This window comes from Leptospira ilyithenensis, from assembly GCF_004771005.1.
Lineage (GTDB): Bacteria > Spirochaetota > Leptospiria > Leptospirales > Leptospiraceae > Leptospira_A > Leptospira_A ilyithenensis.
Genome location: NZ_RQHV01000032.1, coordinates 22583 through 35210 on the forward strand (window position 1 = coordinate 22583; position 12628 = coordinate 35210).

Annotated in this window: 11 protein-coding genes and 1 pseudogene; 4 read left to right on the plus strand and 8 right to left on the minus strand. The window is 41.2% G+C overall.

The features are described 5' to 3' along the window. The 4 genes from EHS11_RS04305 to EHS11_RS04320 are packed head-to-tail and all read left to right on the plus strand — an operon-like array spanning position 1 to position 3630. Positions 1 to 615, plus strand: coding sequence for a MotA/TolQ/ExbB proton channel family protein (locus EHS11_RS04305; RefSeq protein WP_135763186.1), 615 nt, complete (start codon positions 1 to 3; stop codon positions 613 to 615). A 4-nt stretch (positions 616 to 619) separates the two neighbouring features. Next, positions 620 to 1018 (plus strand): ExbD/TolR family protein, encoded by a 399-nt coding sequence (locus EHS11_RS04310; protein WP_109022092.1) that lies wholly within the window; start codon positions 620 to 622, stop codon positions 1016 to 1018. Then, positions 1015 to 1668 (plus strand): energy transducer TonB, encoded by a 654-nt coding sequence (locus tag EHS11_RS04315; protein WP_135763187.1) that lies wholly within the window; start codon positions 1015 to 1017, stop codon positions 1666 to 1668. The genes EHS11_RS04310 and EHS11_RS04315 overlap by 4 nt, the downstream gene beginning before the upstream one ends. 6 nt (positions 1669 to 1674) lie before the next feature. Then, positions 1675 to 3630, plus strand: a complete 1956-nt coding sequence (locus EHS11_RS04320) for a sensor histidine kinase (protein ID WP_210413625.1) — start codon at positions 1675 to 1677, stop codon at positions 3628 to 3630. Here EHS11_RS04320 and EHS11_RS04325 read toward each other — a convergent pair. The 8 genes and pseudogenes from EHS11_RS04325 to EHS11_RS04360 all read right to left on the minus strand — a co-directional run bounded on the left by EHS11_RS04325 (position 3596) and on the right by EHS11_RS04360 (position 12601). Further along, positions 3596 to 4186, minus strand: coding sequence for an SCO family protein (locus tag EHS11_RS04325; RefSeq protein ID WP_135763189.1), 591 nt, complete (start codon positions 4184 to 4186; stop codon positions 3596 to 3598). The two genes, EHS11_RS04320 and EHS11_RS04325, sit on opposite strands and share 35 nt — an antisense overlap. Continuing rightward, a pseudogene (locus tag EHS11_RS04330) lies at positions 4183 to 4887 on the minus strand (multicopper oxidase domain-containing protein); the annotation flags it as partial. The pseudogene EHS11_RS04330 and the gene EHS11_RS04325, both read right to left, overlap by 4 nt. Positions 4888 to 5286: 399 nt before the next feature. Beyond that, positions 5287 to 5598 (minus strand): PLDc N-terminal domain-containing protein, encoded by a 312-nt coding sequence (locus EHS11_RS04335; RefSeq protein ID WP_135763191.1) that lies wholly within the window; start codon positions 5596 to 5598, stop codon positions 5287 to 5289. Between the two features lie 14 nt (positions 5599 to 5612). Next, a complete protein-coding gene (locus EHS11_RS04340) occupies positions 5613 to 7595 on the minus strand; it encodes a right-handed parallel beta-helix repeat-containing protein (RefSeq protein WP_135763192.1) in 1983 nt (660 codons plus the stop codon). Positions 7596 to 7706: 111 nt separating this feature from the next. Continuing rightward, positions 7707 to 8339, minus strand: a complete 633-nt coding sequence (locus EHS11_RS04345; RefSeq protein WP_135763193.1) for a TetR/AcrR family transcriptional regulator — start codon at positions 8337 to 8339, stop codon at positions 7707 to 7709. After that, positions 8340 to 10286 (minus strand): ABC transporter permease, encoded by a 1947-nt coding sequence (locus tag EHS11_RS04350; protein ID WP_135763194.1) that lies wholly within the window; start codon positions 10284 to 10286, stop codon positions 8340 to 8342. 4 nt (positions 10287 to 10290) lie between these two features. Further along, positions 10291 to 11250, minus strand: coding sequence for an efflux RND transporter periplasmic adaptor subunit (locus EHS11_RS04355; RefSeq protein ID WP_135763195.1), 960 nt, complete (start codon positions 11248 to 11250; stop codon positions 10291 to 10293). Further along, on the minus strand, positions 11243 to 12601 hold the full coding sequence (locus tag EHS11_RS04360; RefSeq protein WP_246047587.1) for a TolC family protein: 1359 nt from the start codon (positions 12599 to 12601) through the stop codon (positions 11243 to 11245). The genes EHS11_RS04355 and EHS11_RS04360 overlap by 8 nt, the downstream gene beginning before the upstream one ends. Positions 12602 to 12628: the final 27 nt, after the last annotated feature.

Genomic DNA, 12628 nt, shown 5'->3' on the forward strand with positions numbered 1-12628 from the left:
ATGCAAGAGTACGTAGAATTAGGTGAACAGTTTATTTTTTTAGCGATGGGATTTGCCAGCATCCTGGCACTCGCTGTCTTCTTGGAAAGACTTTTATATTTCAGAAAGTCTTTAGGCAAAACAAACGATAGTTTTTTATCGGAAGTAAGAACATCTTTACAAGAAGCTTCGGAAGTGAATTGGAAAACGGAAACGAACGCAGATTCCATCTACTCCAGGTTCGTTAAATTTGCACTCAGACAATTGAGCCTCGGTAGAAAAGGTTTGGATGAAAGCCTGGAAGGCCAAATCCTATCGGAAAAATTGGAGTTGGAAAAAAGACTGCCCATCTTGAATACTTTGGGAAACAACGCGCCCTTCATCGGACTATTGGGAACCGTACTCGGAGTGATTAAAGCATTCTACGGTTTGGGAACATTGGGAAGTTCCGGTGCCGAAGTTGTTATGCGATCCATCTCGACTGCCTTACTCGCAACTGCTGCAGGTCTTGCTGTAGCGATTCCGGTGGTAATGGCCAATAACTACTTTTCCCGCAAAGCAAAGGTTATACTACAAAATCTTGAAATTCTAAAAACGGAATTTCATTCGTTTTTGTTGAACAAAACAAAAGGATAAATCCATGGCTGCATCAAGTTCACAAGAAGAAGAAATCGGAAGCATAAATATCACACCGATGGTGGATGTGATATTGGTTCTCCTGGTTATATTTATGGTAACGGCAAATTTTCTGAAAAAGGAAAGTTTGAATATCAATCTACCGAAAGTACAAGCAGCTGACCCGAATGTTGCCGAATCAGTCCAAGTAGCCATCACAAAAACAGGTGTTATCTTTTTAGAAGGAAAGGAAAGTACAATTTCCTCTCTTGTAAAAAACCTGGAGAGAGACTCTAAAATCAGACCAAATATGCGTCTCACTCTTTCCGCCGACGAAAATCTTCCCTATGGAAAAATTACTGATCTGATGGGAGTGATTCGCAAAGCAGGCGTTACGAAAATTGCACTTAGTGTAAAAAAATGAAAACTTACAAGGATTATATTTCCCAATTCCTCCAGTCCTTAAAGGACAATAAGGAAAGACTGTTTCATCTATGTCTAGCATTCAGTTTGTTTGTTCATACGGGGACGTATGCAGGTTATAAAATCAGCCAGATGCAGACGGAAGAACCTTTGGAAACATCGGAGTTTGAAGATGTGGATGTTAACTTTGAAGAAATTCCTCCCGAATTGATAGGAGGAACTTCTTCACCGGCTCCCGTGGAAAAACAGGAATGGGTGGAAGGCACAAGCAAAGATAAGAACGACGCACCCGATGACTCGGACATCAACCCGAATCAACTTGCAGGAAACGGAACCGACAAAGACGGATACCTATTTTCATATAACGGAGACAAGACGCCAACTGCCATTATTGATTTTAATCTTCGTGATTATTTTCCTCCCCAGGCAAAAGCAGCGAATATTACGGAAAAAACCGTCATAGTTCTTGTGCAGGTGAATGAGGACGGAACATTGCAATCTGCAAAAATCGTTTCCGGCAAACAAGGATACGGATTTGAAGACGCTGCGATGAAAATCATCCATCGAGTAAGATTTAGCCCTGGTTATGTGCAAGGACAACCGAGAAAAATGTCCCATCGTATGCCGATAGTATTCTCATTAGAGGATTAATTGAATTTGGAAAAAATAACGGATTGGCTTCGATCTTATTTATTAGACAAGCCATATCTGTCTATTTTTGCACTTTTCATCAGTTTAATAGGCATACTTTTATTTGTAGCTCAAACCTATTTCAATGTTAATTTGTGGTTTGAACATAGAACTCCCAAAGAAACTTCTCATCATTATATCAACATCACTGCGGACTCGGAATACATAGCGCATGATCTGGAAGCGACCGGAGATTCCTATGATTTTAAAAAAATCAAATACCTGAATTGGAGAACACTCAAACTCTGGGCAGACACAAACGATTTGCAGGAGATCGCCCAAAATTCGTATATCTGGATGAGATTCGAAGCCAAGAATATCGATCAAATACCTGATCCCTACTGTTTAGTCGAACATGTAGGAGCCAATTTTCAAGTTTTCAATGATTCGGGCGAACTTTTGTTTCAAAGCGGAAAGATGGATTTTAGCGAAAAGTTGCCTTCGCAATTGCAAGGTGAGTTCAGCTGGATCAAACTGAACCACATTCCAACCGAATATTATTATGTTCGATTTTTACATAGAGAAGGATTTTTATTCGGTTTTACCGCCTTCGATAATCGTATCGATTCGCAAAGTTCCATTTATAAAAATTTTGCAAAAATCAATCTGCTTCCCATTATATTTTCCAGTTTTTTCATTGTAGTCGGCACCTTATGTGCATTAGTTTATTTTATTGAATACAAAAAAAAATATTACAAACTGATCGATCTAGCCATTTTTTCATTCCTAGTGGGTTTAACCGAGATAACGAGAAATCATTTTATCAGATTCATATTGGATAATAGTGAAGCCTTGATTTTGATTTCCATGATCGTACCGAATTTCGTATTTATTTCGATGCACTCCGGTCTACGTAGACTTTTCGGAGCCGGGAAATGGAATATTCTCAATATACTCATTTATATCAATCTTGCGATGGCTATTTTCAATTCTATCTTAGGTCTTCAAATTGATCGCTCACCGGAATTACTTCAGTTTTTCATCCAAGTTCGCTTTTTTTTCATTTCTTTAACAATCATTAATATACTCGGACCGATCATTGTCTCCTATCATGCTTGGAGGAAAGGAGACGAGTTGGGTCTCGGACATTGTATCAGTTTTATCATCGTGCTATTTTTAGTGATTATAGAAATTTATATTACTTTGAGTAATGACTCCAGCAGAATTCCGGTTACATATTGGGGAATCCTGATAGGTGTTTTTGCACAAGGACTATCTCTCGAAAAATCAATCTTTTCCAATGGGCAACAAATCCAAGAATATAAAGCGACTCTTTTAAAGGCGGAAAAATCCCTGAAGGAAGCGCAACTAAAGACTTTGCAATCGAAGATGAGTCCTCATTATTTATTCAATTCGTTAAACACAATCCATGCACTTCATAAAACTAAACCGGAGTTAATCGGTGATGCGATTCTCCGACTGGCAAATAATTACAGATACTTCATGGACAAAACGGATAGGGATCTGATTCCTTTTGAGGAAGAATGGGAATTCACGGACGATTACCTTCACTTGCAAAAATTACGGTTTTATGATACGGTTCGGATTGAATTTCGGAAAGAAGGGGATTTCAAAAACGTATTTCTTCCTCCTCTCGTATTACAGCCGATAGTTGAAAACTCTTTCAAACACGGTTTTAGAACTTCAGCCAAGTCTAATTGGTTGATCCACATCAAAGCAAGTCTGACTCCCGAAGGAAAATTTCAATTATTGGTTTATGATAACGGAGCGGGACTGAGCAAAGAAATTCTATCCAACCCGAATAAACTTTGGGAAAGATCATTAGGAAATATCAAAGAGAGAATCGAACATTTGTATGAGAAAACCCATTTCGAAATTGTGCAAAATTTCCCGAGCGGAGTCAGGATCAGTTTGGAAATAGAAGATATTATTTCGGAGAGCCCGATTCTCTTAAACTCGTAGCGATCCCGGTAGCCGAGGTTCCCCCTGGCATTTTCACAATTTGGTTCAGATTTTCATCGATTACATAAATCAAATTGGAATGATCTATCGCATAAGATCCGCTTGTTTTTATTTTTTTACGGATTATACCGAATAGATCTGCAATTTTATTCAGGCTTTCCAAATCGGGAGAAAGGGCAGTCAGATTTTTGCCGGGAAATCGGTTGATATAATTTTTAAGAACCCCGGGAGCATCCCGATCTGGGTCAAGAGTGATAAAAACAAATTGATATTCCTTATTTTTATCACCTAATATTTGTGATGCTCTTCCTAAATTGGTAAGTGCCATCGGACACATATCCGGGCAATGGGAAAATCCGAAATACAATACGGATTTTTTATTAGTCCAAAACTTCGGATCTAAAGATTGTCCTTCGGGATTTACCAATTTTAAATTTAAAAAAGAATCTGGAAGTTTATTGCCGGTAGAAAACTGATTTTTACAGTGAAAGACAGATATAAAAGCAAGTAGCAAAGCGGAATATTTCCACAGTGTTGGTTTCGAAAAAAAACTCATATAGCGACGATCCAACCCATTCCTCCATTTTCAGCCATATGAGTTTGATGAGGATGAAACATATAACGACCTTTTTTCGGCAAAGTGAATTCGATCACAGCTCTTTCCGTAGGACCTAGAGTGATCACATCCGAATGTCCGTCCGGTTTTGTGCTTCCTAAATTCCGAATGATATCGAAAGTTTGGGCATGCAGGTGGAATGTAAAAACCGGTTCCAATTCCAAAAGATTTTGAATATAAAACCGAACTCTTTCTCCCGCAGGAACTTTTATCGGATAACGGTCGTAAAGTCCGGACACCCCATTCCAGGTATAAAAATCGTTTTTACCCGCTCCTCTCGTATCCCAACCTGAAAAAGTAAGTACAAATTCATGGGCTGCTGGCCTCGGAGTCGGAGGATCGACAAGCAAAGCACCAAACAAACCTTTGGCTGTATGTATCGTCAGAGGAGGAACATGACAATGATACGGATGAAGCCCAACGGGACCTGCTTTGATTTTATAAGTCTTCTCCCCAAAGGAAACAATCGGTTCCCAACCGTCTTCTCCGGGATCATGAGTTCCGTGAAAATGAAGTGAGTGAGGGTCGGGGCTTGAATTTTTAACCTTGATGATCAGATCATCTCCCAATCTGGCACGAAGAATCGGACCCGGAACCAATCCGTCAAACGTCCATGCCGAATAAGATACGTTATGTGCAATATCCACATTCAAAGGAAAGACATTCAATTCAAAGTTTTTTGTCTTTAAATTGGAAGTTTTAAAATTAGGAGGAAAATAAAACCTTTCCGTATACTCATTTGTAATATGAAAAGGAGGGTGAGCCATACTCCCGTAGGAATTGGTGGCTCTCAAACTTCCATTCGCTCCTATTCCACCTCCCGTGCCTCCACCATAGAGGTTCGAGGTCGGTTGTAGGTTCGCCGCATTACTGACATTAGCAGTCGGGGAAGAACAGATTTCTCCGTTCCCGCCATAGCTTGATCCGTCTTTCCGGGAATAGGAGCCGAACAAAGCCCCTATGAACCCGGAAAGACCGAAACCGAGAGTGGTTAAAAAACTTTTACGATCCAAGACCGTTTCCCTAGTATAAAATCCGAATTATATTTGAGATAAAATACTTAAAATCCAAACAACAAGTAAAACCGCAAGTCCGCCAAGCACCGCAGTCAGACGAAATTTTTTATCAAAGCCAGATTCGCCGAATAAAAGATAGGCGCCACCTCCGAAAATAGGAACAATGAGTATCGCAAGAGCCCAAAGATAAATCTTGGAACTTGAGAGATCTTTTTTTCCGGAAAGATCAAAAAGTGCGATCGGTGCCCAAATGGATGTTAAAACGAAAGGTAAATAGTAAGCATAAGAACCTATAAAATAAGTCCAAGCTCCGGGTGTTGAAATTGTAGTTTCCATATTGAATCTCCTTATTATACCGCAGGTCCAGTCACAGCAAACATTGCATAGATGGTCATAACTAAAATTGATAAAAACAAACCGATTCCTCCGAAGACGACAGTATTTCGTACTTTTTTGGATACCAGGCTTTCCTTGGAAAAAAGAATGAATAAAGCGCCAATAAAAGGCAGAAGTAAAATCACCCAAAATGACAGATCCGCTTTCAATCCCGAGGAACCTTTTCGATTCAATTTGTCCAAGAGGGCAAGACCTGTCCAAGAAGCAAAAATTCCAAACGGCAATAGATATCCGAAAATATGGAAGAACCATGTTTTGAAAGTTGCAGGATAATGCACTCGGAATGCGGAAACATGAAATTTGGAAGATTTTTCAAAAGCTTCTAATTCTTGTTTGGTCTCCGGAGGAAGTTCCGCCTTATCAATCAGATACTTGTTCTTTTCGAATACATCGTTTGCCGGTTCGATTTTTGCCAATAGGTCTTTTGGCATTTCTTTTTGTTTCGGAGGTATGGGTTGATTTTTATAGGAAGCAAGTTCAAAATCTCCCATATTTGCCTGAACGAAAAGTGCAAGTAGACCGATCGTAGAGGACATATCGCCCGTTAGTGGGTATCGAATCCCCGTGCAAGGTTGCAAGGTATCCAAAAAAGGAGGACTCGACTGGGAAATGGTATTGTTTTCAAAACAATTTCCAACACTCACAGGCCCGCTCATGGTGATATCCCCTCTTCCTGAAGACAGAACTATGTTATTTTTAATCTTATTATTATTGGAAATCCAAATGTTCTCATCGATATTCGGAGTCACCAGGATTCCGTAGTTTTTATGATTGAACACTACGTTTCCCTCAACCAGATTTTCCAGACCACCTAACACACCAATTCCGTTTCCGATGGAAGGAACTTCCAGCCTTTTGGAAGGTGCATTATAATTATTATTATCATAGACCAAATTCTTTTTCACTACAATACTTTTTTGAGGAGGAAGCAATTCCCGATCCAATGTATTCGGTCCGATTCCCAACTGGTTTCTTCTCCAAATGGAAGATAACAGATAAAGGTCTCCGCTGGAATTGGTACCTGAATACCCAAGAGCATTATTTTCCGAAATCACATCGTAGATAATCGACTTACATGGATTACACTGTCCGATGTAGATGCCCGAATCAGGAGATCCCGAAGCGAATGAATGTTCCAAAAGTCCATCCACGGAATCAAAAGCATAGAGTCCGTAGTCACCGTTGTTATAAGCGGTAAGGTAAGATCCGCGGTATCCTTTTACGCCGGTCCAATACACTCCGTTCAATGTAGCATTACGTGCCGTTAGGTTCTCTACAGCCACTCCATCCGCACCTACCACCATGACTCCGTTGCCGCGCAAAAACTCACCGTCGATGATGGTCTCTGCACGATCTTCTCCCCGGATCACCAGGGAAGGCGTAGTTACCACAACTTCTTCTTTATAAATTCCCTTTGCAATCAGGATCAAATCTCCCGGAAGGGCCGCATCAACAGCATTTTGAATCGTAGGATATTGGCTTGGGACCTTACGAGTTACACCGGACCAGGTTTTGGAAATTTTCGACTTACTTGCATTAGTTTGTGAAGAATAAACCGCATTCCCTACAACGGCAACCCCTGTCATTCCCACCTTACCGTCCGGAGATGCATGAAAAGTACAGAAATAAGGAAACACTCCTTCTTCCGGGTAATATACGTCCGTCTGTGCGCCGCGAAACATCGCGGACTGACCATAAGTAGTTTCCGTTGTCCAAGATTTATCCAATGCCACAGCATTATGAGGGTTGTTCCCTTCATTTACAAATCGAATCTTACTTCCTTTCGAAGTCCGAATCACCGGTGGATAAAACGTGTTGTCCATCATTGTGACATGAACAAAAGGAACGTTCCCGGATTCATCCGATTTACAAGCAACTGTGCCTACGAGAAGGATAAATAGTAGAAACTTTGCAGGTAAAAGAAAATAGAGTTTCATACAGGCTTTCCCCAAATATGAGGTATCCCTCACATTTATCAGAATTTAAAACTCTCCTGCAATTAAGTCAATGAAAAATTGGAGCTTTTTATAAGTTTCGGATCGGGAAGGTTATTTTAGCTGGCTGAAATAGGAATATAAGAATCGGCCGAGTTCCGCGAGGATTTGTTTCTTTCTCATCTTGGAAATTTTCGATTCCCGCAACAAAGATTTGAATACGGAATCCACCGCTTCTACTGAAATAAAAGCAACATCCATAGCTTTCTGCTTTTTCAATTTGGGAAAAAGAGGTAAAAGCAGTTCGTTTACAAGCGAGCTCGCAAATCTAATATTGCTCTCTTGATCCAGCTTCTGCAGTTCAGGATGGGTGTGAACGATAGATTCAATCGTATGATACCATTTCACTTCTACAAGCGACTTTTCAAACATCAGTAACAATTGTTCGATCAGTTTTTCATCGAATTTTTTCCTAGTTTTCATTTCTTCTCTTACCAAAGAGAAAAAATAATCGTGTATGTTGATATAACTTGCATCCGCCAAAGAATACAGTATGGCTTCTTTGTTTGGAAAAAACTGATACAAAGAACCCACAGAGATCCCACATTCCAAAGCAATCGCGTCCGTGGTAATCGAATCGTAACCCACATCCTGCAATAATCGAATGGTGGAATCCAAAATTTTTTGGACACGTTCTTTGGAACGAACTTGTTTCGGTTCTCTTCTGGGTAAGGCTTTGTATTTCATCTATTCGTATCTTAATGCAGTGATAGGATTTAGTTTTGCAGCAAGTTCAGCAGGCCACCAACCGAACAAAACTCCGATTGTCGTGGAAAATAAAAGAGAAATTCCAATGGAAGAAGAGGTAATCATCGCAGTCCAACCGGCGAACTCTTGTAACATGCTAATGGTAAACACCCCTATAAAAACCCCGACTCCTCCACCAATGAGACTTACTAAGACGGATTCAATTAAAAATTGAATCCTAATATCGTTGTTGCGGGCGCCTAGTGCCTTACGCAAACCTATTTCACGTGTCCTTTCTTTGACGGAAACAAGCATAATATTCATAATTCCGATTCCACCGACTACAAGAGAAATTCCTGCGATTCCCATAAGAAGAGAAGACATGGTCTGGCTTGTTTCCGAAACAGCAGCTTGGATATCGGCCATACTCATGATTTGAAATAAATTCCCCATGGTTTCATTTGTATTATGCCTCTGGTGCAATAACGTTCTTAGATCGGACGAAAAAATATCACGATCGATATTCGGATCCAATTCCATTTCAATCGAATCGATACTGTCCCGGTTCATCACTCTGCGAAGTGCCGTTTGCATGGGAATCAAAACCACATCATCCTGGTCCCTAAACCCACCGTTTCCTTTTTCAGGAAGGATTCCAATCACCTTAAAATGAATCCGATTGATTTTAATGTATTTTCCAAGAGGATCCGCTTCTCCGAACAATTCCCGTAACACTGTGGCTCCGATCAAAGCGACCAAACTTCTCTGATTGTTTTCCTCTTCCGTAAAGAATCTTCCCACAGTAGGCAATGAATTGCGCAATACTCCATAGGAAGGCTGAACTCCCATAATCATAGTATTCCAGTTGCGATTCTGATGCACTGACTGACCACGGCCCGTGATCGTACCGCTGATATTCAGGACACCAACTAATTTTCGTTTAATGGCTTCCACATCTCCCAAATCAATCTTTGCCACGCTTCCTGCTTCCAAAGAAACTCCGCCTGACCTGGAGCCGCCTGTTCTTACGATAAGCAAATTGGAACCCATGGAATTGAACTGGTCTTCGATACTTTTTTTGGCACCTTCACCTAATGCAATCACTGCGATAACAGCTGCCACTCCGAATAAAATTCCAAGCGCGGACAAAAAGGATCGGGCTCTGTTCGCAATCAGTGTTTTTACGGCAGAGCGGAGGGATCCGAATAAAATGGAAGAAATCTTTCTTTGGGAATGAGGAAAACTGAAAAAGGAATCTGTTTTTTTGGTTCGATTCCTTTTTTCCTCTTTGACAATCTTTCCGTCGGAAAAATGAATCAAACGATCGCAGTACTCCGCCATTTCGTGTTCGTGAGTTACCATAACGATCGTTTTGCCCTCTTTGTGGAGTTTGGACAGTTCCATCATGATATCCAATTTGCTTTTGGAATCCAGATTTCCCGTCGGTTCATCCGCAAAAATAAGTCCTGGACCGTTGAACAAAGATCTTGCGATCGCTACCCTCTGTTGCTGTCCCCCCGAAAGTTCATTCGGTTTATGGTGTGCTCGGTCTCCCAAACCCACCTTGTCCAAAAGAGAAAAAGCTCTTTCTTGTCCTTGATCCGAACCCGAATACAATCCGGGCAAACCGACATTCTCCAAAGCAGTAGTCCTTGCGAGTAAATGAAATTGTTGGAAAATAAATCCGATCCGACTGGAACGGAGAAAAGAAAGTTCGTCCCCGGTCTTTTTGGAAACCTCTTCTCCGAAAAGCACATACGAGCCGGAATCAAATCCGTCTAACAAGCCTAAGATTTGCAGAAGGGTGGATTTTCCGGAACCGGAGGCTCCCATGATAGCGACAAATTCTCCTTCCTGGATGGAAAGGGAAACATTGTCCAATACGGAAAATGGAATCGAACCGGCGTTATATGTCTTTACGAGATTGGTGATTTTGATGACATCCAAAAGGTCATCTCCTGGAAGGCATGCGCGGTCCCTGAAAAGGACCACCGCTTTGCGGTTGTTTGGTTTTAGGTGCTATCTTTTGAATCAATATCACCTCTCCCTCTGACAAACCTTCTTTCACCTGGGTAAAACCTTCATCCGACAGACCGATCTCAATCTTTTTTTTCAACGGGGAAGATTCTTTCTCATGGTCAGGGGAATACACAAAAGATTTTCCATTCTCTTTTAAAATGGATTCGTTCGGGATCAGGAGAATGTTTGATTCTTCCGCAAAAATAAAATCGACTGTGGATGACATTCCACTTCTAAAAAAGTCGGGAACGCGGGAAGGTTTCACTTCCACAGTGTAGACAGTCACATTATTTTCAGTGATGGCTTCATAAGCGATATGGGAAACAAAGCCTAGCACCGGTTCGCCGGGGAAAGAATCAATGGTAAGTAACGCTTTCTGTCCTTTTTTAACACGAGCCAAGTCCGTTTCATCCACTTTTGCTTGTACAAGTAAAGCGTCAGACAGTACAAATAAAATATCCTGTTGTGTTACAGTTTGACCGGTGCGGATATTGTTTGCAATGACAAGGCCTGAAAGTGGTGCCATCACAGGCGTGGGTTTGTACAGATCTTCCCATTCTTTCAACTCACTGGCCCCTTTGGCCCTTGCCGCATCAAGTAGTGCCGCCCTCTCCGTGGAGCTCATCCAGGCAAGAATTCTACCTTTGGAAACTGTATTTCCTTCTTCCAACAAAACGGATTCGATTCTTCCTGCGATCGGCGGTTTGATTTCCAAACGATTTTGCGGTTGTACAGTTCCCGAAGCCCGCACAAATACTTTCAGATCCCCCCGTTTAACAGTATGACGTTGGTAACTGACTCCGGATTTTTTTCCGTCAAAGAATTTAAAATAAACGAATGTAGAAAAAGCAATAGTTAAAATAGAAATTAGGAAAATCCATTTTTTATTCATTGGAAATACTCTTACCAATATTACGAAGCCAGGTTGCATTGGCAAGCTCTGCTTCCCTTTTGCCGGTGAGCAAGGTCTTCTCCCGGTTGATCAAATCATTTTCGATGATGTCCCAGTTTTCAAAATTGAGTAACCCGTTTGAATATTGCGAACGGGCGATCTTTGCCCGAGTCTCCGCCGCATGAAAGTAATTTTCCAATACTTCCACATTATCAATCGCATTTCTTAAATTCTGATAGGACTGTTGCAAGGAGAATGTAAGCGAATTTCTTTTGCTATCCCTTTGATGAACTGACTTTTCATGTTCCGTTCGTGCAATCTTCACATCATAATAATCCCTGCCTCCGTTAAATATAGGATAGCTGAAATTCAATCCGAAAGAATATGTTTTCGGTTTTGGCAACCAAACATCGTCTTGGCGGGTGATCGTTGCGCTCATACTTATATCTGGATAAAACTTGCTTTCCGCTACGGAAACTCCCGCAAGTGCCGCTCTTACCTTCGCCTGTTCCGCCATCAACTGAGGATGACCTGCAACAAATTCTTCCCAGTTTTCCAATTTAGGCACGGATGGTGTCATTAAATCACCAGCTAACTGGTATTTCATTTTATCGTCTTCTACGGAAAGAATACGTTTCAGTTCCGCAAAATTGACGGACTCCGTTCTTTTGGATTGTTCCAATTCGAATTCCGCCTGCTTTGTTGCGGCTTCGCTCATCAGATAAGATCCTTTGTGCTCTCTTCCGCCTTCGTAACGAAGTTTGACCAAGTTACGGTTTCTCTGGCGGCGTTCCAGAATTTCGGTGCTTAAAGAGGCCAAACTTTTTGCATATAAGACTTGCGCGTATGCATTTCTCAATTCATATGAGATTCTGATCTTTGTATCTTCTAATGTTTGTTTTGCGGCCTGCACCAGAGCATCTGCCTGATCGACGGAACTTTTGTCCTTAAACCCTGCAAAAAGATTTTGGTTGGCAGTCAACCCCACAGAATATCTGTTTGATGCTCCTGTGGAGCTGTTGTTTGATTGAGTTCCAGTGCTACTTGAAGAGTTTCCTTGCGATTGGTTTGCAGTGACATTCGGATCAACCAAAGTTCCCGATCCGCTGAAGTTGTTTGTCAATTGTCTTGCAGATGCTTGTGCCGTAAGCGTAGGTAAGTACCCGGCATAACTTTTTTCATATTGAAAGACCGCTTTCTCCAATTCCGCTTTGGAAAAAGCCAGATCGGGATTTCCGCGAAGTGCGTCTTTCCAAAGAGATACAAGCGTGATTGCTTCCGCCTGCAACGAGACAAAGCCGAATAAAGAAATACCAATATATACTGATTTTCGAAATAAGAAAAGATTCACTATGTTATTTACCCAAGTTTAGGAAGG